Genomic DNA, 23,716 nt, shown 5'->3' with positions numbered 1-23,716 from the left:
GGCTCCAGCGGCGGCTCGACCGGCAGCAACTCCGGCGGCGCCAGCAGCATGGGCAGCGGCACGACCGGCTCGGGTACCGGCGGCTCCGGCAACACCGTGGGCGCGGGCACCAGCAGCTCGACGACGGGCACGGGTGGTTCGGGCAGCACCATGGGGGCGACCACCGGCAAGGGTTCGTCCGGCAGCACCATGGGGTCCACCACCACTGGCTCGGGTTCGTCGGGCATGTCGGGCAACACGACCGCGGGCTCGGGCTCCATGGGCACCAGCGGCTCCTCCACCGACACCAGCGCCTCCAGCGGTTCGGGCAGCACCAGCGGCTCCACCATGGGCGCTTCGGGCAGCGGCTCGACGACCGCCATGAGCGGCAGCCGCAGCAAGCGCACCCGTGCCGCCCGTTCGGACCGCAACTAAGCTGTCCGTTCCTCTCCCCGGGCCTTGCGGCCCGGCCTCCGCCGGCGGAGCGCCCTCACGCAAAAATGCGAGAATGGCGCGCGCCGGCGGACTCGTTTCTTCTCGTCCCCCGGCGCTCTTTCTGCCCGTAGCTCAACCGGATAGAGCAGCTGCCTTCTAAGCAGCAGGTCGGGGGTTCGAGTCCCTCCGGGCAGGCCAGTCCCCCCGGAACACGGCTCTCATTTCAGTCTGTCGCCTCCGCCGATGCCGCGCGCGAGGAGACCACCAGCACCGTCGACACCGTGATCAGCACAAGGCCCAGCACGGCGCCCGCGTGCACGGGCTCGCCGAGCACCAGCGCTGCCAGCAGCGCCGCGACCACCGGCTCCGCCGCTGAAATGATCGCCGAGCGCGTGGCGCCCAGCCGCGCGGCACCCGCCAGGAACGCCGCCATGGCGAACACCGACGACAGCAGCGCTAGTGCGAGGATGGCGAACCAACCCTTGAACGAGTGCGGCAGCTGCAGACCCTGCCGCAGCGCGAGCACGCCGAAGACGATGGCCGCCACACCGGTGATCAGCGCCCCGCTGGCGAACGGATGGACCGAAGCGGTCCTGCGCGCCAGCACCACGTAGCCTGTGTAGAAGCCGCCCGCCAGCAGCGGCAGCAGCACGCCGCTGTCCAGTTGCAGGCCGGCGCCGCCGACGCTGAGCACGGCGCCCGCCACGGCCAGCGCCAATGCCACCAGGCCGGCAGCGCCGATGCGTTCGGCATCGAAGAAGCGCGCCGCGACCATCACGAACACCGGGTAGGTGAAGAACAGCGCCACCACCGTTGCGGCCGGAATGCGGCCCAGTGCGACGAAATACGAGAGCGAATTGCCGACGTAGGCGGCGCCCATGATGACGGCGATCAGCGCCGCCCTCCCACGCGGGCGGGCCGCATTCTGGGAGCGGGCCAGCAAGGCCAACACCGGCGCCGCGATGGCGAAGCGCAGGAACAGCAGGCTGATGGGCGGGACGCCGTCCTCGAGGGCCCAGCGGCCGAACACCACCATGCTGCCGAACGCCGCGGCGGAGAGGAACACCAGGACCGCGCCCAGCATGGCGGGATCGCGCACGCGCCGTGCTGTTGCCACTGCTGAATCCATTGCCAAAACCTTTTCTTCGTTGACCCAATGATCGCCGCAGGCTGCGTGCCAGGAAAGTGGCGAAAATGCCAGTCTTCCAAGAAATTCAGCCACAGCCGAGCCATTGATGAAACCCGACACCCCGCCGCCGCTGGTCGCCTGTCTGGCCTACGACAGGCTGGCGCTGTTCGAAGCCGGCATCGCCACCGAGGTGTTCGCCCTGGAGCGGCCCGAATTCGCGCGGCCACTCTACCGCTTTCGCATGGTGCAGGCCGAACCCGGCATGCTGCGCACGAGGGGCGGACTGCGCGTGCAGGCGCAGGGCCGCCTGGCGTTGCTGCAGCGCGCCCACACCATCATCATTCCGGGCTGGCGCGACGTGGCCGAGCCGCCGCCCCAGGCCATGGTCGACGCGCTCGTGCGCGCGCACCGCCGCGGCGCGCGGCTGGTGTCGATCTGCTCCGGCGCCTTCGTGCTCGCCGCCACCGGGCTGCTGGACGGCCGCGCCGCCACCACGCACTGGCGCTACGCCGAGCGCTTCCACGCCATGTATCCGCGCGTGCTGCTGCACCCGGACGTGCTGTACGTGGACCACGGCGACGTGATCACGTCGGCCGGCAGCGCCGCGGGCATCGACGCCTGCCTGCACGTGGTGCGCAAGGACCACGGCGCCGAAGCCGCCAACCTGGTGGCGCGCACCATGGTGACGCCGCCGCAGCGCGAAGGCACGCAGGCGCAGTTCGTGCCGCGGCCGGTGCCGCGCGAGGAGGCGCAGGCCCTGGCGCCGGTGATGGACTGGGCGCGCGCGCACCTGGCCCGGCCGATGCGCATCGAGGACCTGGCGCGCAAGGCTGGCATGAGCGAGCGCAGCTTCCTGCGGCATTTCACGCAGCAAGCCGGCATGCGGCCCAACGAATGGCTGCGCCGCCAGCGCGTGCTGGCGGCGCAGGACCTGCTGGAGCGCAGCGGCCGCGGGCTGGAGAGCGTGGCCGAACGCGTGGGCTTCAGTTCGGCCGAGGCGATGCGCCAGGCCTTCCGCGCCGTGGCCGGCGCGCCGCCGTCGCGCTTTCGCGCGATGTTCGCCCAGCGCTGACGGTCCCGGCTTTCTGCAGCTCAGCGATTGAACAGATAATCCCGGAAACCCTGACGGGGAAGGCGGCGCCATGTTCGACCGGATCAAAAAGACTTTTTCTTCCCGCGCGGTGAAGGACGAAGGCGATGCCGCGACGCCCTCGCAGCTGGCGCACGGGCCCATGTCGGAGTGGGCCGGCACCCAGGGCTTCGCCGTGTCGCTGCAAGGCGACGGCCAGACCGTGGCGCTGGAAGGCAAGGTGGGCGGCGGCCGGCAGTGGCGCCTGGAAGCGGGCCCCCCACGCGCAACTACATCCGCGGCGAGGAGCTGCGCGCGCGCGCCGACCTGCGCCTGGCGCGCGAGCCCTCGCTGATGGTGATCAACCGCCCGCTCAAGAGCGCGCTGGAGCGCAAGGCCTACAGCGTGATCACCGACACGCTGCGCACCACTTCCACTCCCGACCTGCCCGAGGAGATGCGCTGGCTCGCGACGTACGAGGAGATGGGCTGGTCGCAGTTGCCCGAGGCGTTCTGGGGCCGCTATGCCGTGGTCGGCGATTCGCGCGAGGACGCCATGGCCTGGGTCGATCCCGCGCTTGCCGCGGCACTGGACGCCTGGCCCGCCCCGGCGCCCTCGGCCGAGGTGCCGTTCCTGCTGCTGCTGACGCGCGGCAAGGCCTACCTGCGCATGGAGCGCTCACCGCCGGACATGGGCACGCTGCAGCATGCGCTGCAGGTGTTCACCACCGCCTGCGAGTCCGCGTTGAAGGCGTTCAGCTCCCGCGCGTGACGGGGACGCCCGCATCGCGGCCGTAGCTGCCGTACTTGCCCAGCTCCCACTTGGCGATGGCGTTGCGGTGCACCTCGTCCGGGCCGTCGGCGAAGCGCAGTGTGCGCGCGCCGGCATAGGCGTAGGCCAGCGGGAAATCGTCGCTCACGCCGCCGCCGCCGTGCGCCTGCATGGCCCAGTCGATCACCTGGCAGGCCATGGTAGGTGCCACCACCTTGATCATCGCGATCTCGGTCTTGGCGACCTTGTTGCCCGCCACGTCCATGATCCAGGCGGCCTTGAGCGTGAGCAGGCGCGCCATGTCGATCTTGCAGCGCGCCTCGGCGATGCGTTCCTGCGTGACGCCCTGCTGCGCCACCGCCTTGCCGAAGGCCACCCGCGACAGCGAGCGGCGGCACATCAGCTCCAGCGCGCGCTCGGCCAGGCCGATCAGGCGCATGCAGTGGTGGATGCGGCCGGGGCCCAGGCGCCCCTGCGCGATTTCGAAGCCGCGGCCTTCGCCCAGCAGGATGCCGGATGCCGGCACCTTGACGTTCTCGAAGTACATCTCCACGTGGCCGTGCGGCGCGTCGTCGTAGCCGAACACGTTGAGCGGGCGCACGATGCGGATGCCGGGCGCATCCGCCGGAATCACGATCATGCTCTGCTGCGAATGCCGCGGCGCGTCGGGATCGGTCTTGCCCATGGTGATGAAGACCTTGCAGCGCGGGTCGGCCGCGCCGGAGATCCACCACTTGTGGCCGTTGACGACGTAGTGGTCGCCCTGGCGTTCGATGCGCGTGCAGATATTGGTGGCGTCCGACGAAGCCACCTCCGGCTCGGTCATGGCGAAGGCGGAGCGGATGCGGCCTTCCAGCAGCGGCTTGAGCCAGGTGGCCTTGATCTCCTCGGAGCCGTAGCGCGCGATGGTCTCCATGTTGCCGGTGTCGGGCGCCGAGCAGTTGAACACCTCGCTGGCCCACGGAATGCGGCCCATGATCTCGGCCAGCGGCGCGTATTCCTGGTTGGTGAGGCCGGCGCCTTCATAGCCCGATGCCTGCGCCGTGTCCTTGGGCAGGAACAGGTTCCACAGGCCGGCGGCCTGCGCCTTGGCCTTGAGGTTCTCCACCGTCTGCAGCGTGCTCCAGCGCTTGCCGGCCGCCGTGTTGGCGGCCATTTCTTCGGCATAGGCCTTCTCGGCCGGGTAGACGTTGTCGTCCATGAACTTCATCAGCCGCGCCTGAAGTTCCTTGGTCTTGGCCGAGTAGTCGAAATCCATGGGTGGTGCTCTCCGGTAAAACGATGTGCCTGGGGGGAATGTGCTCGTGCGGGTCAGGCCTGTTGGGCGAAACCCCAGGCGAGGGTGGCCATCGGCCGCGCGCTGGCGGCCGATGCGGTGGCCTGCGCGCTGGAGGCCGTTCCGGCCTCGATGCGCTTGGCGATGCCTTGCAGGATGGCCGCGATGCGGAACATGTTGTAGGCCATGTAGAAATTCCAGTCGGCTTTCAGCGCGTCGACCGTGGTGAGGCCGGTGCGGTCGCAGTAGCGGCGGATATACGCGTCCTCGCCGGGGATGCCCAGGGCTTGGTGGTCCAGCCCGCCGATGCCGCGGAAGCTGCCGTGCGGGATGTGCCAGGCCATGCAGTGGTAGCTGAAGTCCGCCAGCGGATGGCCGAGCGTGGACAGCTCCCAGTCGAGCACGGCGACGATGCGCGGCTCGCTCGGGTGGAATACGAGGTTGTCCAGGCGGTAGTCGCCGTGCACGACGGAGACCTTGCTGTCGTCGCGCGCCGATGCCGGAATGTGCGCCGGCAGCCAATCGACCAGCCGCTCCATTTCGGGAATGGGCTGGCTCATGGGGCCGGCACCGTCGGCCGACGCCTTGTACTGCTTGCTCCAGCGGCCGATCTGCCGCTCGAAATAGTTGCCCGGCTTGCCGTAGCCGGCAAGGCCGCGCTCGGCGAACTTCACCGTGTGCAGCGCCGCGATCACGCGGTTCATCTCGTCGTAGATCGCCGCGCTCTCGGCAGGGTCGATGCCGGGCAGGGCCTGGTCCCACAGCACGCGGCCGGCCACGAACTCCATGACGTAGAAGGCGCGGCCGATGACGGATTCGTCCTCGCACAGGCAGTGCATGCGGGGCACCGGCACCTCGGTGCCGGCCAGGCCGCGCATGACGGCGAATTCGCGCTCGACGGCGTGCGCCGAGGGCAGCAGCTTGGCCACGGGGCCGGGCTTGGCGCGCATCACGTAGCTGCGCTCGGGCGTGTTGAGCTTGTACGTGGGATTGGACTGGCCGCCCTTGAACATCTCCACCGTCAGTGGGCCGCGGAAGCCCCCGAGGTTGGCCGCCAGCCAGGCCGACAGCACCTGCGTGTCCACGGCGTGCGTGTCCGCCACGGGGCGGGTACCGATGTAGTCGTCGTAGCCGCCCATGTCAATCGTTCCTCAGTCGTTGGCTTCGACGATGCGCATCAGCGCGTCGCGGTTGCGCACCACCAGCCCGCCCGGCTCGATGCGGATCACTTCTTCCCGCTCCATCGCCTTGAGTTCCTGGTTCACGCGCTGGCGCGAGGCGCCCAGCAGCTGCGCCAGTTCCTCCTGCGCCAGCTGCAGGCCGATGCGCACCTCGCGCCCGTCGGACAGCGAGGGCACGCCGTAGCTGCGGATCAGGTGCATCAGCTGCTTGGCCAAGCGCGCGCGCAGAGGCAGGGTGTTCAAGTCTTCCACCAGGCCGAACAGCTGGCGGATGCGCCGCGCGTGCAGCCGCAGCATGGCTTCGTACAGCTCCACGTGCTGCGCCAGGATCTTGCGCAGGTCGCCGCGCGCCACGCAGAGAATGGTGGTGTCCCCATGCGCATAGGCATCGTGCGTGCGCCGGTCGCCGTCGAAGATCGCCACGTCGCCGAACCAGATGCCCGGCTCCACGTAGGTCAGCGTGACCTGCTTGCCCGTGATGGAGGTCGAACTCACCCGCACCGCGCCCTTGGCGCAGGCGATCCACTCCTCCGGCGGATCGCCGCGCGCGGCGATGAGGTCGCCGTCCTTGAAGCGTTTGACGTAGGAGCATCGAAGAATGTCGTGGCGCAGCGAAGGCGACAGCGATGAGAACCATCGCCCCGCGTTGATGGCTGCGCGTTCTTCAATCGTAAGAATGGGATCGTCCATGGGCTGTCTTTTGGGTGACTGCGAACCCGTTCATTGTCGCCTGCGCGTCTGCGCGCGCCGCGGCAAGCTCAGGAGTGGCGCCTCAGGAGTAGCGCGGCGGCTGCTTGGCCAGGAAGGCGGCGATGCCGATCCCGGCATTGGCGTGGTGCAGGTTCTTCACGAAGTGCAGGCGCTCGGCGGCGAGGTGCTTTTCCAGCGTGCTGCCGGCCGCGTCGTTCATCAGGTCCTTGATGCTGGCCAGCGTGTTGGGCGCGCGCTCGTTGAGCTTGTCGGCCAGCGCCAGCGCCTCGGTGAGCGCGCCGCCCACCGGCGTGATGCGGTTCACCACGCCCAGCTGCTGCAGGCGCCGCGCCTCGACGCGCTCGGCGCACATCAGCAGCTCGCTCACCATCTGGCGCGGCAGCGACCGGCTCAGGCTCCAGCTGCCGCCGCCGTCGGGCGAGAGCGCGACGTTGCTGTAGGCCATGACGAACACCGCGTTGTCGGCGGCCACGATGAAGTCGCAGGCCAGCGCCAGCGAGAAGCCGGCGCCCGCGGCCGCGCCTTCAACGGCGGCGATCACCGGCTTCGGAAAGGTGCGGATCGCCTCGATCCAGCTGTGCAGGCCGTCGATGCTGTCGGCCTGCACCTGCGGGTCGCGCTGTCGGTTGTCCAGCAGGCGCTGCAGGTTGCCGCCGGCCGAGAAGGTATTGCCTTCGCCGACGATGATGACGCTGCGCACGTCGGCGCTGCGGTCGGCGGCGTTCAGCGCTTCCACGCCCGCCGCATAGAGTTCCGGGCCGAGCGCGTTGCGGTGGTCCGGGTTGCTCAGGGTCAGCACCAGGGTGCTGCCGTGGCTGGCGCTTTTCAGTTCGGCGGGTGTGGTCATGCGGAGGGTTCCTGCTGTGGCGACAAGGTTCAGGCTTCTTCGTGCAGCAGCGACAGGCCGATGGCGCCGCGCCGGCGCAGCCATGGGCTGGGACGGTAGCGCGGGTCGCCGTACACGGTCTGCATGTTGAACAGCACTTCCAGCATGTTGGACGGGCCCCAGCGGTCGCCCATGGCCAGCGGCCCCAGGGGATAGCCCAGGCCCAGCGTCACCGCGGTTTCCAGATCCTTGGGGCTGCAGATGCGCTGCTGGCAGATATCGGCCGCGATGTTGACGATGGCGGCCACCACGCGCTGCGTGACGAAGCCGCCGGAGTCGCGGATCACGCTGACCGGCTTGCCGTCGCGTGCGAACAGGGCGTGGGCCGCGTCGCGCATGTCGGTGCGGGTGGCGGGATTGGTGGCGAGCACGCGCCGCCTGGTGGCCGCGTCGTCGATCAGCATGTCGATACCCACCGTGCGGGCCGGATCCAGCCGCTCCACGATGGCGACGGTGGTCACGTCGAAGCCCAGCGGCGCGACCAGCGTGAGCGCGTGCAGCGAGGGCGACTGGCCGGTCTCGACCGTCGCACCCAGGTCCTTGAGCAACTGGTGCAGCTCGGCGCGGCGCGCGGCGCGGGTGGAAACCCACACCGGCGGCATCTCGTCCACCTGCGGCACCGGCGGCTCGGCAGGAACCTGCGCCTTGCCGTCCACGTAGCGGTAGAAGCCTTCGCCCACCTTGCGGCCCACCACGCCGCCGGCCAGGCGCTGCGCGGTGATGACGCTCGGACGGTAGCGCGGCTCGTCGTAATACTGGTGGTAGATGGACTCCATCACCGGATGCGAAACGTCCAGCGCGGTCAGGTCCATCAGCTCGAACGGGCCGAGCTTGAAGCCGGCCTGGTCGCGCAGGATGCGGTCGATGGTGGCGAAATCGGCGATGCCTTCGCCGACGATGCGCAGCGCCTCGGTGCCGTAGCCGCGGCCGGCGTGGTTGACGATGAAGCCGGGCGTGTCCTGGGCCTGAACCGGGGTGTGGCCCATCTGGCGCGCGTATTCCGCCAGGCCATCGCACACGGTAGCGTCGGTCTTCAGGCCGGCGATGACTTCCACCACCTTCATCAGCGGCACCGGGTTGAAGAAGTGGTAGCCGGCCAGGCGCTGGGCATGCATCATGCCGGCGGCGATGGCGGTGATCGACAGCGACGAGGTGTTGCTGGCCAGGACTGCGTCGTCGCGCACGATGGCTTCGAGTTCGGCGAACAGCGACTTCTTCACGTCCAGCCGCTCGACAATGGCTTCGACCACCAGGTCGCAGTCGGCGAGCTCCTGCAGGCTGGCGGCGGGCAGCAGGCGGGCCTTGCAGGCTTCGACCGCATTGGCGTCCATGCGGCCCTTGTCCTGCAGGCGGCCCCATTGGGAAAAGAGGTCGTCGCGCGCGACGGCGACGGCCGCGGCCTGGGTGTCGTACAGCCGGACGGTGCTGCCAGCCTGCGCCGCGATCTGCGCGATGCCGCGGCCCATGGCACCGGCACCGACGATGCCGACGGTCTTGTAGCGGATTTGCATGCGCCGATTATCGGCGAAGGGCCATCGCGCTCCGCGTCGCGAACGCGCTCGCGGCCATGGCCAGCAGCAGCACGGCGAAGCCCGCCCAGTGCAGGTCATCCATGCCGCCGCGCGCGATGAGCCAGCCGCCGCTGGCGGCGCCCATGGCCTGGCCGGCGTACATGGCCGAGGTATTGAGCGCGATCGATGCCGCGGCGAGCTGCGGCGCCAAGCTGACTAGCCGTGCCTGCTGTGCCGAGTTGGACGAGAAGCAGCCCAGTGCCCACGGCACCACCACCAGCGCAGCCAGCGCGATGCTGGTGCCCAACGGCATCAGCAGCATGCTGAACGCGATCGGCGCGATGCCCAGGATCGTCGCGCGGTGCACGCCGATGCGGTCGATGTGGCGCGCCATCAGCATGTTTCCGAGGAAGCCGAACGCGCCGAACCACATGAACATCAGGCTCAGCTGCGTCGGTGTGACGGCCAGCTTGTACTTGAAGTAGGGCGCCATGTAGGAGAACAGAACGAACTGGCCGGCCGCGTACAGCACCGTCACCAGCACGCACAGCATGAGCGGGCGCGAGCGGAATGTCTCGGCCCAGGCGGCGCGCGACAGCGCGGACGGCTTCACGCCGTCGGGCATGGAGCGCTACACCCACCAGGCGCTGCCCAGCGACATCAGCCCCACCATGACGAAGGCGGCGCGCCAGCCCAGGTTGCCGCCGATGAAGGCGGCCATCGGCATGCCGAGCACCGAAGCGACCGACCAGCCGAGGAACACGAAGGTGATGGCACGGCCGCGCTGCTCGGGCGGCACCAGCAGGCCCACGCAGGCAGCCGTCTGCGGTGTGAAGATGGCCGGCGCGATGACGCACAGCACGCGCAACGGCATCAGCCAGGCCAAGCTCGGCGCGCCAGCGCAGGCAAAGTGCAGCACGCCGTACCAGAGCAGGCACATGGCGAGCAGGCGACGCCGGTCCCAGCCGGCGACCAGGGCAGCCAGCGTCGGCGCGCCCAGGCACATCACCAGCGCGGCGGCGGAGATCAGCTGGCCGGCGGCGGCCACCGACACCTGCAGCGAGGCGGCGATTTCATTGAGCGTGCCGGGCACGGCCATGACGCCGCTGCCGATGACGAAGTTGCCGAAGAGAAGCGGCCACAGCACGGCCGGCAAGGCCGGGCGCGCCGCGGATGAAGCGGTGGTGGTCAGTGACAAGGTGGTGGTTCTCGGCGGGGGCGGCCCGCCGCGAGAATCAGCGGCGAACCTGCAGGGCGCCCGGATTCACGATGTTGGTCGGGGTGCCGCGGATGAAGTTGATCACATTGTCGAAAGCCGCGCCGAAGTACAGCTCATAGCTTTCCTGCTCCACATAGCCGATGTGCGGCGTGCAGATGCAGTTCTCCAGCCGCAGCAGGGCATGGCCCTGCAGGATGGGTTCGCTCTCGAACACGTCGATGGCGGCGAAGCCGGGGCGCCCGCGGTTCAAGCCGGCGATCAGCGCGTCGGGCTCGATCAGCTCGGCGCGCGAGGTGTTGACCAGCATCGAGGTCGGCTTCATCAGGTTCAGGTCGTCCAGGCGGACGATGCCGAAGGTTTCCTCGTTCAGCCGCAGGTGCAGGCTCAGCACGTCGCTCTCGGTGAACAGCGCCTCGCGGCTGGGCGCCGCCTGGAAACCGTCGCTCACCGCCTTCTGGCGCGACTCCTGGCTGCCCCAGACCTGCACGCGCATGCCGAAGGCCTTGCCGTAGCCGGCCACCAGTTGGCCGACCTTGCCATAGCCCCAGATGCCCAGCGTCTTGCCGCGCAGCACCATGCCGAGCCCGAAATTGGGCGGCATCGATCCGGCCTTCATACCCGACTGCTGCCAGGCGCCGTGCTTGAGGTTGGCGATGTACTGCGGCAGCCGCCGCATCGCCGTCATGATGAGTGCCCAGGTCAGCTCGGCCGGTGCTACTGGCGAGCCCACGCCTTCGGCCACGGCAATGCCGCGCTCGGTGCAGGCTTCGATGTCGATGTGGGCGCCGACCCGGCCGGTTTGCGAAATCAGCTTGAGCCGCGGCAGCTTCTCGAGGAGCTGGCGGCTGAAGTGGGACCGTTCGCGGATCAGCACGAGGACGTCGGCGTCGCGCAGCCGCACGGACAGCTGGCCGATGCCTTTGACGGTGTTGGTAAAAACCTTGGCCGGGTACGGCTCCAGCTTGGTGGCGCACTGCAGCTTGCGGACCGCGTCCTGGTAGTCGTCGAGGATCACGATGTTCATGCCCGGATTGTGCCTTGCGCATCGCCCCTCTCCCTGCAGAGCAGGCCACGCGGCGCTAGGATCGCGCTTTCCGCCGCTCAATCACACACCGAGGAGACTTTCGTGGCAATTACCATGTATTCGGCCAGCATTCCTACCGTGCAGCACATTCTGCGCAGCCTGATGCACGTCCTCGACAAGGGCGAGGCGCATGCGCAGGCCCGCAAGATCGACCCCGCAGCGCTCACGCAATTCCGCCTGGCACCGGACATGCTGCCCTTCACGCGGCAGATCCTGATTGCCTGCGACGGCGCCAAGCTGGGTGTGGCGCGCATCGCCGGCATCGAGGCGCCGAAGTTCGACGACACCGAAGTGAGCTTTGCCGACCTGAAGGCGCGCGTGCAAAAGACCTTGGACTTCCTGGCCACCGTGACGCCCGAGGCGATGAACGGCACCGAGGACAAGGACATCACCTTCCCGATCAGCCGCGACAAGACGCGGACCATGAAGGCCGAGGACTACCTGCGGCACTGGATGCTGCCCAACGTCTTCTTCCACGTCGTCACTGCCTACGACATCCTGCGCCACAACGGCGTGGAACTGGGCAAGAGCGACTATCTAAGGGGCTCGCAGGCCTGAGCCCGCTTTAGCTGGCTGCTTCCACTGCCGCCATTCGGTCCAGCTCGGCGCACACGTCGGCGAGTCGGCCGGAGATCACCATGCGCCCGGCTGCGGCGCGGGGCTGCGGCCCTTCGAACACGCGCACCACGCGCAACGGGCGAGCGCGCGGCACGGCGGCCGGGACGGCAGGCATTGCGCGCGGCTGCTGGCAGCCTGACGCGGTTTCCCGTGCTTGCTGCCGTGCGTGGCGCGCCGCGAATGCGCGCAGCAAGGTTTGCAGGCGGGCAAACAGCCCGTCGAAGGTGAACAATGCGATCGCCATGTGACACTCCTTGAACAACAGAGGTTGAACACAGGCAGGATTGCTTGAACGGACTGCCGCAGGGTGATGGCACTGTTGCCATACGCCTGCCACCTGCGCCAGGCCGGAATGAAAAAGCGCGCTGCGCTTACATGAGCATGGTGTTGCGGATCAGGCCGACCGCGATGCCTTCGATCTCGAACGGCTCGCCCGGCTCCACCACGATGGTGGGGTAGTCGGGGTTCTCCGGGTGCAGCTCGATCAGGTGCTTGTTGCGGCGGAAACGCTTGACGGTGACTTCCTCGCCCAGGCGTGCCACGACGATCTGGCCGTTCTTCGCGTCCTTGCTGGACTGTACGGCCAGCAGATCGCCATCCATGATGCCGGCATCGCGCATGGACATGCCGCGCACCTTCAACAAGTAGTCGGGCCGGCGTTGGAACAGGCTGCTTTCCACGTAGTAGGTCTGGTCCACGTGCTCCTGCGCGAGAATGGGTGAACCCGCCGCAACCCGGCCCACCAGCGGTAGCGCCAGCTGCGCCAGGCTTTGCAGGGGCAGGGAGAATTGCTTGATGCGCGATTCGTTGATGGAGCGAAGCGTCTCGCTCTGCAGGCGGATGCCGCGGGAGGTGCCGCTCACCAGTTCGATGACGCCTTTGCGTGCCAGGGCCTGCAGGTGTTCTTCGGCCGCGTTGGCGGACTTGAAGCCCAACTCGGCCGCGATCTCGGCGCGTGTGGGGGGGGCGCCGGTGCGCGCAATGGCGCTCTGGATCAATTCCAGGATTTGCTGTTGTCGGGCGGTGAGCTTGGGCGAATCCATCATGGCAAAGGGCTCCTGCGCAGGGGCTGTTTTGATATCCAGTACCTGTATTTTTAAACAGTTTTCCGGGAAGTGCAAGTGAAGGACAAAAAAATCGTGGTTCTGGGAACCGGCGGAACCATTGCGGGACGGGCGCAGGCCGCATACGACGCGCTCGGCTACCGGGCCGCGGAGGTCTCCGTGGAGGACCTGCTGCGCGACGTGCCGGGGCTAGGCGGCCAGGCGATCGCGAGCGAGCAGGTCGCGCAGGTCGACAGCAAGGACATGGACTGCGCCACGTGGCGCAGGCTGGCCTTGCGCTGCGCCCGTTGGCTGCAGCAAGACGACGTTGCCGGCATCGTCGTCACGCACGGGACCGACACCATGGAGGAGACGGCGTACTTCCTGCAGGCGCTGCTCGCGCCGCGCAAGCCCGTCGTCCTGACCGGCGCGATGCGCCCCGCCACTTCGCCCTACGCAGACGGGCCACGCAACCTGGCCGATGCGGTGTGCGTGGCGCGCGCCGCCAGCGCCAGCGGCGTGGTGGTGGTCTTTTCAGGCGAGATTCACGACCCGGTGGACGTGCGCAAGGTGCACACCTACCGGCTCGACGCGTTCGGCTCGGGCGAGGCGGGGCCGATCGGCTACGTGGAGGAAGGGCGCATCCGCCTGAAGCGCAACTGGCCTGCAGCGCTTTCGGACGGGGCGAAGCCGCCGGTGGACACGATGGCCGGCGAGGCCGCATGGCCGCGGGTGGAAGTGGTGCTGAACCACGCCGGCGCGGACGGTGCGGTCGTGCAGGCGCTGGTGGCGCAGGGCATCGATGGGATCGTCGTCGCGGCCACCGGCAACGGCTCGCTCAGCCAGGGGCTGGAGGCCGCGCTGCTCGATGCGCAGGCGCGCGGCGTCAAGGTTGTTCGCTGCACGCGCTGTGCCGAAGGTGTGGTGCTGGGCCACGCCGCCGACCGCCTGCCGCACTCGACGCAGTCGCCGGTGAAGGCGCGCATCGATCTTCTGCTGTCGCTGCTGGCAGGCCGGTGATCGCGCCGGCCGCCCGCGTCAGGCCAGTGCCTGCAGGGCACGGGCAGTGATCTCGTCCACCGTGCCCATGCCGTCGATGCGGCGGTACTGGGGCGAGTCGGCCGGTTCCGCCTTGGCCCAGTTGGAGTAGTACTCCACCAGCGGACGGGTCTGCGCGGCATAGACCTCCAGCCGCTTCTTGACGGTGTCTTCCTTGTCGTCGTCGCGTTGCATCAGCGGCTCGCCGGTGACGTCGTCCTTGCCTTCGGCCTTGGGCGGATTGAACTTCAGGTGGTAGGTGCGGCCCGACCCCGGATGCGAGCGGCGCCCGCTCATGCGCTCGACGATGGCCTCGAACGGCACGTCGATCTCCAGCACGTAATCCAGCTTCACGCCGGCGGCCTTCATGGCCTCGGCCTGCGGAATGGTGCGCGGGAAGCCGTCGAACAGGAAGCCGTTCGCGCAATCCTGCTGCGCGAGGCGTTCCTTGACCAGGCCGATGATGATGTCGTCGCTGACCAGCGCGCCGGAATCCATCACCTTCTTGGCTTCAAGCCCGAGCGGCGTGCCGGCCTTGACGGCGGCACGCAGCATGTCGCCGGTGGAAATCTGCGGGATGCCGTATTTCTGGCAAAGGAACGCGGCCTGCGTGCCTTTGCCTGCGCCCGGCGCGCCCAACAAGATCAGTCTCATGGATGTCCTCGGAAGTCTGGAAACCGGCGGCGCCGCGGTGCCGTTTCTCCTCTGGCCGGCCCTGCGCCTTCATTGACGCAAAGGATAGCATGGGGTGTTTCGCGGACCTTACGCTGGGCCGTCAGGAGGCAGGGCCGCAAAGTGCCGGCGCACGCGCTCGAGGTCTTCCGGCGTGTCCACGCCGGGGCCTGGGGCGATGGTGCTCACGTGCACGGCGATGCGGTGCCCATGCCACAGCGCGCGCAGTTGTTCCAGCGCCTCGGTGACCTCGATCGGCGCCTGCGGCAGCCGCGGGAAAGCGCGTAGGAAACCGGCGCGGTAGCCGTAGATGCCGATGTGGCGCAGCGGCGCCGGTTCCGGCAGCTTCTCCACGCCTTGCGCGAAGCCGTCGCGCCACCAGGGGATCGGTGCGCGGCTGAAGTAGAGCGCCATGCCGTTCGCATCCAGCACGGCTTTCACGACGTTGGGATTGCGCAGCTCGGCCATGTCGGCGATCGGGTGCGCGGCCGTACTCATGGCGGCTTCGGTGCGTTGCAGCAAAAGTTGTGCGACCGCGTCGATCAGCGCCGGGTCGATCAGCGGCTCGTCGCCCTGCACGTTGACTACGACGTCGTCGTCCTGCAGTCCGAGCTGCTCACAGGCTTCGGCCAGGCGATCGCTACCCGACGGATGGTCGGCACGCGTCATGACGGCCTGCACGCCATGCGTGGCGCAGGCGTCGCGGATGGCGGCGCTGTCGGTGGCGACGATCACCTGGTGCGCACCCGAGCGGCGCGCGCGCTCGGCGACACGCACCACCATCGGCTTGCCGGCAATGTCGGCCAGTGGCTTATCGGGCAGCCGCGTCGAGGCCAGCCGGGCGGGAATCAGGACGGTGTAGCGCATGGCCGGCCGGTGGCTAGACCAGCGGCGTGCGGCGCGGCAGCTGCTCCAGCTCTTCGTCGCTCAGGGTGCGCGCTTCTTCTTCCAGCAGGATGGGAATGCCGTCGCGGATGGGATAGGCCAGCCGGGCGCTGCGCGAGATGAGTTCCTGCTTGCGGCGGTCGTGGTCCAGCGGTCCTTTGGTGACGGGGCAGACCAGCAGCTCAAGCAGTTTGGGATCCATGGCGCGATGATAACTTTGCGTGCAGCAGCCGATCCAGCGCATCCCAAAACGCGGGCTCGATGTCCAGCTGCAGCGGCACGGCCCAGGCGTCCGAGCGCAGTCGCCACAGCTTGACGGCATCCTTCTGGGTGCAGACCAGCGGCGTGGCATCGGCAAAATCGCCCGCGTCAAATTCGGCGTGGTCGGGCAGGGCGGTACAACTGCTGGGGTGCAGGCCCCGCTCGCGCAGCATGGCGAAGAAGGCCGCCGGACGCGCGATGCCGGCCACCGCACGCAGCGGCTGCGTGCGCAGCGCGGAGAGTGGGGTGCGTGTGCCGTCGGCCCGCAAGGCGTAGTCGGACAGTGTCCTGCGCACGGTAAAGCCCTGGATGCCGGTGGCCTGCTGCGGCCGCAGCACCAGGTCGACCGGCCGCGGCCAGGGCTCGCGCAGCGGCCCGGCAGGCAGCAGCCAGCCGTTGCCGGCGCCGCGCTCGTCGAACACGCAGATCTCGATGTCGCGCGCCAGGGCGTAGTGCTGCAGGCCGTCGTCGCTGACGATCACCTGGGTGGCCGGATAGGCACGCAGCAACGCCAGTGCGGCCTCGGCGCGGCGCGGCGCCACGAACACCGGCGCGCCGGTGCGCTGTTTCACCAGCAGCGGCTCGTCGCCCACGGCATGCGGATCGCCATCGGCCGCCACCTCGCGGCAATCATCCCCGGCACGCCCATAGCCGCGCGACACCAGGCCCGCGCGCAGGCCCTGGGCCTGCAGGTGTTCAAGAAGGGCGATCACCACCGGTGTCTTGCCGGCGCCGCCAGCCAGCACGTTGCCGACCACGATCACTGGAATCGGCAGCCGGGTGCTGCGCAGTGCGCCCGCCCGGTACAGCCCGCGCCGGGCAGCTGCCAAGGCACCGAACACCAGGGAGATCGGGCGCAGCAGCCAAGCCAGGGCGCCGCGGTCCAGCCAGGCGCGCTGCAGCGCCTCGCGCATGGGCTCAGCGCGTCCCGGCCTGGGCCGAAGACTGCGTGGCGAAGGTGATCTGCGACAGGCCGGCGCGGCGCGCCGCTTCCATCACGATGATGACCGACTGATGCGTGGCCGCAGCGTCGGCGCTGATGACGATCACGCTGTCCTTGCCGCCCTTGGCCGCTTCGCCGATCGCGGCGGCCACCGCGTCGACGCTGCGCCCGTCCACCGGGCTGCGGTTGACCATGTAGCGGCCGTCGTTGCTGACCGCCACGATCACTTCCTTGGGGTAGTCGCGCTGCGCGTCGGCGTCGGCCACCGGCAGCTTCAGCTGCATCTCGGTGAACTTGCTGTAGGTGGTGGTGAGCATCAGGAAGATGAGGATCACCAGCAGCACGTCGATGAACGGGATCAGGTTGATCTCCGGCTCATCCTTTTGGCGGGGGCGGAAGTTCATCAAGCGCGTTGCGCCTCAGCGGCGCAGCGTGGTGAGGTGGCGCGCGAAGCGCTCCGCCGAGAGTTCCAGCGCCAGCAGGTATTCGTCGACGCGGCCGCGGAAGTAGCGCCAGAAAATCAAGGAGGGAATCGCCACGATCAGGCCGAAGGCCGTGTTGTAGAGCGCCACCGAGATGCCGTGCGCCAGCTGCGCCGGGTTGCCGCCGGTGGCGCCGCCCGCAGCCGACTGCGAGCCGAAGATCTCGATCATGCCGATCACCGTGCCCAGCAGGCCCAGCAGCGGCGCCGCCGAGGCGATGGTGGCCAGCGCGTTCAAGTAGCGCTCCAGCCGGTGCGCCACGGCGCGGCCGGTGTTCTCCATGCTGGCGCGCAGGTCGGCGTCGGTGCAGCGCGCATCGGCGTTGAGCGCGCGCAGGCCACTGGCCAGCACCTCGCCCATTGCCGAGTTCTGCTCCAGCTGCCGCACCACGTCGGGCGTGGGGACGGCGGTGCGCGACACGGTCAGCGCCTCCTCCAGGAGATTCGGCGGAGCGACCTTGGCGGTCTTGAGGCTCACGAAGCGCTCGATGATGAGGGCGAGCGCCAGCACGGAGCACGCAACCAGGGGCCAGATCGGCCAGCCTGCGGCTTGTATGATCGAAAACAAAAAGGGGTCTCCGCCTGCGGTTACTGCGATTGCGGCCGATTATGGAGCAGCCGTGCCATTGTCAGACAAACGCCCGTGGTAGTAGGACGACACTCACAAATTGTGTGGATAACTTTGTGCAAAAACTACCCCCTGCGGTGCGCTAAGCCGCGCCAGTGCTGCGCGGTGACAGATCGATGACAAATTGAGCAGAAAAAAGATTAATGAAATCAAGAGCTTGCTCGGAAGAATCGTCGTTACAAGGGGAAACCCAGTGTATGGCTCCCGCTCGCGCTGTTCTGTGGACTAAGTTCGGTTCGCAAGTGCGCGCCAGGCCGCATCTTTGCTGATGGGCGAACGCGAGAACCCAGGATTGGCGCCGCGCGTCTGGCAAGTCGGTGCTCTGTGCCGCGCCGTTGCTGATGCCCTGGAGGCGCGCTTCAATCCCGTGGCGGTCCGCGGAGAGATTTCGGGCTTCTCGCGCGCATCCAGCGGGCATTGCTATTTTTCGCTGAAGGACGCCGCGGGCCAGTTGCGCTGCGCCATGTTCCGCCGTGCCGCCAGCCTGCTGGAGGTGCTGCCGCGCGAAGGCGACATGGTGGAAGTGCTGGGCCGGCTCGCCGTCTACGAGCCGCGCGGCGACCTGCAACTGATCGTCGAGAGCCTGAGCCGCGCTGGGCAGGGCGCGCTGTTCGAGCAGTTCCTGCGGCTGAAGGCGAAGCTGGAATCCGAGGGGCTGTTCGACCCGAGCCGAAAGCGTCCGCTGCCGGCGCTGCCGCGCGCGCTCGGCCTGGTGACCTCGCCCGGCGCGGCGGCGCTGCATGACGTGCTGACCTGCCTGCGGCGCCGCGCGCCGCACATTCCGGTGGTGCTGGCGCCGGCCTCGGTACAAGGCAGCCAGGCGCCGGGCGAGCTGGTGGCCGCATTGCAGTCGCTATACCGGTTGGCCGACGAGGGCCGGCTCGACGCCATCCTGCTGGTGCGCGGCGGCGGCTCGCTGGAGGACCTGTGGGCCTTCAACGACGAGCGGCTGGCGCGCACCATCGCGCAGAGCCCTGTGCCGCTGGTGTGCGGCGTCGGCCACGAAACCGATTTCACGATCGCCGACTTCTGCGCCGACGTACGCGCGCCGACGCCGACCGCCGCGGCCGAGCTGGCCGCGCATTCCCGGCGGGACTGGCTTGATGGGTTGGACGCGGTCCAGGAGCGTCTGCAAGCGGTGGTGTGGCGCCGCGTCGATGCGGCCGGCCAGCGCATCGACCAGGCCGGCGCTCGGCTGGGCCGTCCTTCCACGCTGCTGGCGCAGCAGCGCATGCGGATCGGCCATGGCGCGCAGCGCCTGCGCTACGGCCTGGCCGCTCGGGCGCAGCACGAAAGCGTACGCATGGACATCGTCGCCTCTAGCTGGGCGGGGGCGGTGCGCCAGAGGCTCGACAGCGCACGCGGCGAGCTCGACCGCCTGCAGCTGCGGCTGCAGCTGATGGACCCGAAACTGGTGCTGCAACGCGGCTATGCGCTGCTGACCGATGCCCAGGACCACCCCATCACCAGCGTGCGGCAAGCCCATCCGGGCGAGGCCGTGCGCGCTGTCCTTGCCGATGGCGAGGTTGCTCTCCAAGTCATGTCGCGCCGCCCAAATGGTCCCTAGAATCGCGCGTTCAGGATCCCCACATCACGAGGAAGAAGAAGCATGGAACACACGCTGCCCCCGCTGCCTTACGCGATCGACTCGCTGGCTCCGCACTATTCCAAGGAAACCCTGGAATACCACTACGGCAAGCACCACAACGCCTATGTGGTGAACCTCAACAATCTGCAGAAGGGCACCGAGTTCGAGAACATGCCCCTGGAGGACATCATCCGCAAGTCCTCCGGCGGCATCTACAACAACGCCGCGCAGATCTGGAACCACACCTTCTTCTGGAACTGCATGAAGCCGCAGGGCGGCGGCGAGCCCGCCGGCGCGCTCGCCGAGGCGATCAACAAGAAGTGGGGCAGCCAAGCCGCCTTCAAGGAAGCCTTCGTCAAGTCGGCGGTCGGCAACTTCGGCTCGGGCTGGACCTGGCTGGTGAAGAAGGCCGACGGCAGCGTGGACATCGTCAACACCGGCGCCGCCGGCACGCCGCTGACCACCGCCGACAAGGCACTGCTGACGGTGGACGTGTGGGAACACGCCTATTACATCGACTACCGCAACCTGCGCCAGAAGTTCGTCGAAACCTTCTTCGACAAGCTGGTGAACTGGCAGTTCGCCGAGAAGAACTTCGGTTGAACGCTACCGGCGCTCGAACGGGGCGCCGGCCAGCTTGAAGCCGGGCTTGACGCCGCGCTTGGCGAACCAGCCCTGGTTCATTTCCAGCACGTAGCGCACTGGCTTGGCCGAGCAGTGCGGCTCCAGCGTCTGCGCTTTCATGTCCACGATGTTGACCACCGTGCCGTCGTCGGCGATGAAGGCTGCGGACAGGGGAAGCAGCGTGTTCTTCATCCAGAAGCATTGCTGCGACGGCATCTCGAACACGAACAGCATGCCTTCTTGCTGAGGCATTTCCTTGCGCCACATGAGGCCGGTGGCGCGCTCATCGGGAGCAACGGCGACCTGTGCGTCGATCTGGTGCAGGCCGGCGCCGATCTTCACCCGCTGCAGCGCCGTCTGGGGTTCCTGGGCTTGGACCGCCATGCTGGCGGCGAGCACGGCGGCGGCGAGGATGGTGCGTTTCATGGCTTCGTATTGTGGACGACCAATGAGAAATGCCCGCCTTGCGGCGGGCATTTCTCGAAAGCTACCCTGGGATCAGGACTTCTTTTCTTCGGTCGTCATCTTGGCCTTGGCCTTGGCCTTCTTCTTGGGGGCCTTCTTTCCGGCCTTCGCAGCCGGCTTGGCTTCGGAGGCGGCCGGCTTGGCGGCGGAAGCGCCGGCCATCGGGGCGCCGGCGTGCGAGGCGGCGAAGGCGGTGGAGACGGCGAACAGGGAAGCGATCAGGGCAGCGAGGAGTTTGTTCATGGTGGAGTCCTTTCGAAAGGGGTTTTCAAAATTTCCTTCCGAGTCTGGAAGGGCTCATCCGTAACGGCGTGTGCCGGCGGTCGGTTGACACCGGGATTTCCCTTAGATCGTCATCCAGATCCGCGGCGCGCAGCCCTGAAAAAGTCTCCGCCGGTTTCATCGCTAGAATTGCGGCTTGCCGCAAGGCGCCCAGGGCCTGCAGACGGCCGTTCACCTAACCGCATTCTCATGTACCAGCACATCAAAGTGCCCGCCGAGGGCCAAAAGATCACCGTCAACGCCGACATGTCTCTGAGCGTGCCGGACCAGCCGATCATTCCGTACATCGAAGGCGACGGCACTGGCCTGGACATCACGCCCGTCATGCTCAAGGTGGTGGACGCCGCGGTGGCCAAGGCCTATGCCGGCAAGCGCAAGATCCACTGGATGGAGGTCTACGCCGGCGAGAAATCCACCAAGGTGTACGGCCCCGACGTGTGGCTGCCCGACGAAACGCTGCACGCTGTGCGCGACTACGTGGTGTCCATCAAGGGCCCGCTCACCACGCCGGTGGGCGGCGGCATCCGCTCGCTGAACGTGGCGCTGCGCCAGGAGTTGGACCTCTACGTCTGCCTGCGGCCGATCCAGTATTTCGACGGCGTGCCTTCCCCCGTGAAGGAGCCGCACAAGACCAACATGGTCATCTTCCGCGAGAACTCCGAGGACATCTACGCCGGCATCGAATTCGAAGCCGAGAGCGAGAAGGCCAAGAGGCTGATCAAGATCTTGCAGGAAGACTTTGGCGTCAAGAAGATCCGCTTCCCCAACACTTCGGGCATCGGCGTGAAGCCGGTATCGCGCGAGGGCACCGAGCGCCTGGTGCGCAAGGCGATCCAGTACACCATCGACAACGACAAGCCCAGCGTGACCATCGTGCACAAGGGCAACATCATGAAGTACACCGAAGGCGGCTTCCGCGACTGGGCGTACGCGCTGGCGCAAAAGGAGTTCGGCGCCGAGCTGATCGACGGCGGCCCGTGGTGCAAGTTCAAGAATCCACGCACCGGCAAGGACATCGTCGTCAAGGACAGCATCGCCGACGCGTTCCTGCAGCAGATCCTGCTGCGCCCGGCCGAATACAGCGTGATCGCCACGCTGAACCTCAACGGCGACTACATCTCCGACGCGCTGGCGGCACAGGTGGGCGGCATCGGCATCGCCCCTGGCGCCAACCTGAGCGACTCGGTTGCCATGTTCGAAGCCACGCACGGCACGGCGCCGAAGTACGCCGGCAAGGACTACGTCAACCCGGGCTCGGAAATTCTCTCGGCCGAGATGATGCTGCGCCACATGGGCTGGAAGGAAGCCGCAGACCTGATCATCAGCTCGATGAAAAAGTCCATCCTGTCCAAGAAGGTCACCTACGACTTCGCCCGCCTGATGGAAGGCGCGACCCAGGTGAGCTGCTCGGGCTTCGGCCAAGTGATGATCGAGAACATGTGAGCGGCGCGCAAGGCGCCTGAATCACAACGGCCCCGACGGCTCTGCCGCCGGGGCTTTTTCTTTTTTGGAGACGAGGATGGGGGACAAGCCGCCGCTCGCCGAGCAGTTGCGCCAGTTGCGCCTACGCGGTGCTTTCGCCGAGGCGCGCGCGCTGCTGCGCGCGCAACCGGGTTTCGCGGCCTCGGCGTCGTTGAAGTCGCTGCTTTACGAGCACGAGGACTTCTGGTGGGCGCCGATCGCAGGCCGCCGCGTGACGCTGCGCCGGCGCGACGCTGGCGACGTCGCGCTCGTGCGCGCCTGCTGGGCCGATGCCGACTTCATGCGCAAATTCAACCGCGCGGCGCGTGCGCTGCCGGCCGACGACGCGGCGCTGGCAGGCATCCTTGCGCGCGAGCACGCGGGCATCCTGACCGAGGCGAAGGCGCTGCACTGGACCATTCATGCGCCCACGGGCCCGATCGGCTTCGTGAGCGCGACGGACTATTCGCCCGCGCACCGGCGCGCCGAGTTCCTGATCGGCGTGCTGCGGCAGGCGCCGGGGTTGGCGCAGATGGAGGCCGCCTACCTCGCAACCGAGTTCCTCGGCGCGCGCGCGGGAGTCGAGCGGCTCACCGCGTATTTCTACGCGGAGAACCCGCACGCAGCCAAGGTGGCGCGCAAGTTCGGGTTCGAGCACGAGGGAGTGCTGAAGGGGTACGTGCGGGACGCCGATGGCCGCCGCGGCGACAAGACGGGAACCCCGGCTGGCGAAAGCCTGTCCGGCGACGACAATGCAAACGGCATTTTCGGCCTCGGTGGCAACGACACCTTGTACGGCGGCAAGGACGACGACACCCTGGTGGGCGTCGCCGGCGGCGCCGGAGACGACGTGCTGGACGGACAGAACGACAGCGACACTGCGGTGTTCTCCGGCAACTATGCCGAGTACGGCATCACCTACGACGCCGGCGGCAACAGCTACACGCTGGTCGATCTCGTGAATGGCCGCGACGGCACCGACGTCACATCCAACATCGAGTGGTTCGTGTTTGCGGACCAGGCGCTCGGCGCCAGCCAGCTGGTTCCGGTGTCCAGCGTGACCTCGCCGGGCAACGATTTCATCATCGGCTCCATCGACCCGGACTCCCTGATGGGCATTGGCGGCCATGACACCTTGCATGGTGGCAAAGGTGACGACACGCTCAATGGGGGCACGGGCAACGATGTCCTGCGCGGCGACAGCGGCAACGACGTCGCCGTGTTCGCGGGCAACGCAAGCGACTACACGATCACCTTCAGTGACGACACCTACACCTTCATCGACAGCGTGCCGGGGCGCGGAGACGCGCGCCTCGTTCGTTGCGCTGCTGCAGCAAGGCGTGTATTCGCAGACCGGATTGGCGATGGTGGCGGCGGACGACCAGCTCAACCTGGATCAGATCGGATTCACCGGGCTGGTGTCCAACGGCCTCGGCTACATCTGAGGCACTGACCAAACACCAAAAGCCGCCCCCG

28 protein-coding genes, 1 tRNA gene and 1 pseudogene are annotated in these 23,716 nt (G+C 68.0%); 10 read left to right on the top strand and 20 right to left on the bottom strand.

What is annotated here, in order from left to right:
- Positions 1-410: pseudogene (locus H0U68_RS16030) on the bottom strand (hypothetical protein); the annotation flags it as partial.
- Positions 411-535: 125 nt separating this feature from the next.
- Here H0U68_RS16030 and H0U68_RS16025 point away from each other — a divergent pair.
- Positions 536-612 (top strand) — tRNA-Arg (locus H0U68_RS16025).
- A gap of 25 nt (positions 613-637) precedes the next feature.
- Here H0U68_RS16025 and H0U68_RS16020 read toward each other — a convergent pair.
- Positions 638-1,543, bottom strand: a complete 906-nt coding sequence (locus H0U68_RS16020; protein WP_296357339.1) for a DMT family transporter — start codon at positions 1,541-1,543, stop codon at positions 638-640.
- A 106-nt stretch (positions 1,544-1,649) separates the two neighbouring features.
- Between H0U68_RS16020 and ftrA the strand changes: the two genes are divergently transcribed.
- The 3 genes from ftrA (at position 1,650) to H0U68_RS16005 (ending at position 3,383) form a co-directional block, all read left to right on the top strand.
- A complete protein-coding gene (gene ftrA, locus H0U68_RS16015) occupies positions 1,650-2,615 on the top strand; it encodes a transcriptional regulator FtrA (RefSeq protein WP_296357338.1) in 966 nt (321 codons plus the stop codon).
- Between the two features lie 70 nt (positions 2,616-2,685).
- A complete protein-coding gene (locus tag H0U68_RS16010) occupies positions 2,686-2,967 on the top strand; it encodes a hypothetical protein (protein ID WP_296357336.1) in 282 nt (93 codons plus the stop codon).
- Complete coding sequence (locus H0U68_RS16005) at positions 2,871-3,383, top strand: hypothetical protein (RefSeq protein ID WP_296357334.1); 513 nt, start codon at positions 2,871-2,873, stop codon at positions 3,381-3,383. The genes H0U68_RS16010 and H0U68_RS16005 overlap by 97 nt, the downstream gene beginning before the upstream one ends.
- On the opposite strand, the gene H0U68_RS16000 is transcribed toward H0U68_RS16005, so the two are convergent.
- The 8 genes from H0U68_RS16000 to H0U68_RS15970 form a co-directional block, all read right to left on the bottom strand.
- On the bottom strand, positions 3,367-4,641 hold the full coding sequence (locus H0U68_RS16000) for an acyl-CoA dehydrogenase family protein (protein WP_296357332.1): 1,275 nt from the start codon (positions 4,639-4,641) through the stop codon (positions 3,367-3,369). The two genes, H0U68_RS16005 and H0U68_RS16000, sit on opposite strands and share 17 nt — an antisense overlap.
- Before the next feature lie 53 nt (positions 4,642-4,694).
- Positions 4,695-5,798 (bottom strand): phosphotransferase, encoded by a 1,104-nt coding sequence (locus H0U68_RS15995; RefSeq protein ID WP_296357330.1) that lies wholly within the window; start codon positions 5,796-5,798, stop codon positions 4,695-4,697.
- Between the two features lie 12 nt (positions 5,799-5,810).
- Complete coding sequence (locus H0U68_RS15990) at positions 5,811-6,530, bottom strand: Crp/Fnr family transcriptional regulator (RefSeq protein WP_296357329.1); 720 nt, start codon at positions 6,528-6,530, stop codon at positions 5,811-5,813.
- Between the two features lie 82 nt (positions 6,531-6,612).
- Entirely contained in the window at positions 6,613-7,398 is a 786-nt protein-coding gene (locus tag H0U68_RS15985; protein WP_296357327.1) for an oxepin-CoA hydrolase, alternative type, read from the bottom strand.
- A gap of 29 nt (positions 7,399-7,427) precedes the next feature.
- On the bottom strand, positions 7,428-8,948 hold the full coding sequence (locus H0U68_RS15980) for a 3-hydroxyacyl-CoA dehydrogenase (RefSeq protein ID WP_296357325.1): 1,521 nt from the start codon (positions 8,946-8,948) through the stop codon (positions 7,428-7,430).
- A 7-nt stretch (positions 8,949-8,955) separates the two neighbouring features.
- The gene (locus H0U68_RS24405; protein WP_365731872.1) at positions 8,956-9,573 is read right to left on the bottom strand and encodes an MFS transporter; all 618 of its coding nucleotides are present in this window, start codon (positions 9,571-9,573) and stop codon (positions 8,956-8,958) included.
- A 6-nt stretch (positions 9,574-9,579) separates the two neighbouring features.
- Complete coding sequence (locus tag H0U68_RS24400) at positions 9,580-10,146, bottom strand: MFS transporter (protein WP_365731870.1); 567 nt, start codon at positions 10,144-10,146, stop codon at positions 9,580-9,582.
- Positions 10,147-10,183: 37 nt separating this feature from the next.
- Positions 10,184-11,191, bottom strand: a complete 1,008-nt coding sequence (locus H0U68_RS15970; protein ID WP_296357323.1) for a D-2-hydroxyacid dehydrogenase family protein — start codon at positions 11,189-11,191, stop codon at positions 10,184-10,186.
- Positions 11,192-11,293: 102 nt separating this feature from the next.
- Here H0U68_RS15970 and H0U68_RS15965 point away from each other — a divergent pair, with 102 nt between their 5' ends.
- Complete coding sequence (locus H0U68_RS15965; RefSeq protein ID WP_296357322.1) at positions 11,294-11,809, top strand: DUF1993 domain-containing protein; 516 nt, start codon at positions 11,294-11,296, stop codon at positions 11,807-11,809.
- Between the two features lie 7 nt (positions 11,810-11,816).
- Here the strand turns inward: H0U68_RS15965 and H0U68_RS15960 are convergent, their stop codons facing one another.
- Positions 11,817-12,113 (bottom strand): hypothetical protein, encoded by a 297-nt coding sequence (locus H0U68_RS15960; RefSeq protein WP_296357320.1) that lies wholly within the window; start codon positions 12,111-12,113, stop codon positions 11,817-11,819.
- Between the two features lie 127 nt (positions 12,114-12,240).
- The gene (gene lexA, locus H0U68_RS15955) at positions 12,241-12,915 is read right to left on the bottom strand and encodes a transcriptional repressor LexA (RefSeq protein ID WP_296357318.1); all 675 of its coding nucleotides are present in this window, start codon (positions 12,913-12,915) and stop codon (positions 12,241-12,243) included.
- 75 nt (positions 12,916-12,990) lie between these two features.
- Between lexA and H0U68_RS15950 the strand changes: the two genes are divergently transcribed.
- The gene (locus tag H0U68_RS15950) at positions 12,991-13,932 is read left to right on the top strand and encodes an asparaginase (protein WP_296357316.1); all 942 of its coding nucleotides are present in this window, start codon (positions 12,991-12,993) and stop codon (positions 13,930-13,932) included.
- Between the two features lie 18 nt (positions 13,933-13,950).
- On the opposite strand, the gene adk is transcribed toward H0U68_RS15950, so the two are convergent.
- From adk to H0U68_RS15920, 6 genes are all read right to left on the bottom strand, one after another.
- A complete protein-coding gene (gene adk, locus H0U68_RS15945; protein ID WP_296357314.1) occupies positions 13,951-14,604 on the bottom strand; it encodes an adenylate kinase in 654 nt (217 codons plus the stop codon).
- A gap of 108 nt (positions 14,605-14,712) precedes the next feature.
- Positions 14,713-15,489 carry a 3-deoxy-manno-octulosonate cytidylyltransferase gene (kdsB, locus tag H0U68_RS15940; RefSeq protein WP_296357312.1) on the bottom strand — a complete coding sequence of 259 codons (777 nt, stop codon included), beginning with the start codon at positions 15,487-15,489 and terminating at the stop codon, positions 14,713-14,715.
- 13 nt (positions 15,490-15,502) lie between these two features.
- On the bottom strand, positions 15,503-15,709 hold the full coding sequence (locus H0U68_RS15935) for a Trm112 family protein (protein WP_296357310.1): 207 nt from the start codon (positions 15,707-15,709) through the stop codon (positions 15,503-15,505).
- Positions 15,690-16,682, bottom strand: coding sequence for a tetraacyldisaccharide 4'-kinase (lpxK, locus tag H0U68_RS15930; protein WP_296357308.1), 993 nt, complete (start codon positions 16,680-16,682; stop codon positions 15,690-15,692). Before lpxK ends, H0U68_RS15935 begins: the two co-directional genes overlap by 20 nt.
- A gap of 4 nt (positions 16,683-16,686) precedes the next feature.
- On the bottom strand, positions 16,687-17,115 hold the full coding sequence (locus H0U68_RS15925; RefSeq protein WP_296357306.1) for a biopolymer transporter ExbD: 429 nt from the start codon (positions 17,113-17,115) through the stop codon (positions 16,687-16,689).
- Positions 17,116-17,130: 15 nt separating this feature from the next.
- A complete protein-coding gene (locus H0U68_RS15920) occupies positions 17,131-17,760 on the bottom strand; it encodes a MotA/TolQ/ExbB proton channel family protein (protein ID WP_296357305.1) in 630 nt (209 codons plus the stop codon).
- Positions 17,761-18,088: 328 nt separating this feature from the next.
- Between H0U68_RS15920 and xseA the strand changes: the two genes are divergently transcribed.
- On the top strand, positions 18,089-19,387 hold the full coding sequence (gene xseA, locus H0U68_RS15915) for an exodeoxyribonuclease VII large subunit (protein WP_296357303.1): 1,299 nt from the start codon (positions 18,089-18,091) through the stop codon (positions 19,385-19,387).
- A gap of 42 nt (positions 19,388-19,429) precedes the next feature.
- Complete coding sequence (locus H0U68_RS15910; protein WP_296357301.1) at positions 19,430-20,011, top strand: Fe-Mn family superoxide dismutase; 582 nt, start codon at positions 19,430-19,432, stop codon at positions 20,009-20,011.
- 3 nt (positions 20,012-20,014) lie between these two features.
- On the opposite strand, the gene H0U68_RS15905 is transcribed toward H0U68_RS15910, so the two are convergent.
- Both H0U68_RS15905 and H0U68_RS15900 read right to left on the bottom strand, forming a co-directional pair.
- Positions 20,015-20,416 (bottom strand): DUF192 domain-containing protein, encoded by a 402-nt coding sequence (locus H0U68_RS15905; RefSeq protein WP_296357350.1) that lies wholly within the window; start codon positions 20,414-20,416, stop codon positions 20,015-20,017.
- Positions 20,417-20,530: 114 nt separating this feature from the next.
- Entirely contained in the window at positions 20,531-20,740 is a 210-nt protein-coding gene (locus H0U68_RS15900) for a hypothetical protein (protein ID WP_296357299.1), read from the bottom strand.
- Between the two features lie 222 nt (positions 20,741-20,962).
- Between H0U68_RS15900 and icd the strand changes: the two genes are divergently transcribed.
- Positions 20,963-22,222 (top strand): NADP-dependent isocitrate dehydrogenase, encoded by a 1,260-nt coding sequence (gene icd / locus H0U68_RS15895; RefSeq protein ID WP_296357349.1) that lies wholly within the window; start codon positions 20,963-20,965, stop codon positions 22,220-22,222.
- Between the two features lie 76 nt (positions 22,223-22,298).
- The gene (locus H0U68_RS15890) at positions 22,299-23,693 is read left to right on the top strand and encodes a GNAT family N-acetyltransferase (RefSeq protein WP_296357296.1); all 1,395 of its coding nucleotides are present in this window, start codon (positions 22,299-22,301) and stop codon (positions 23,691-23,693) included.
- Positions 23,694-23,716 lie beyond the last annotated feature (23 nt).

The sequence above is a fragment of the Ramlibacter sp. genome, from assembly GCF_013697775.1.
Classification (GTDB): domain Bacteria; phylum Pseudomonadota; class Gammaproteobacteria; order Burkholderiales; family Burkholderiaceae_C; genus Ramlibacter.
The sequence above is the reverse complement of the archived record's forward strand: the minus strand, read 5'-3'. Positions and strand labels throughout refer to the sequence as shown.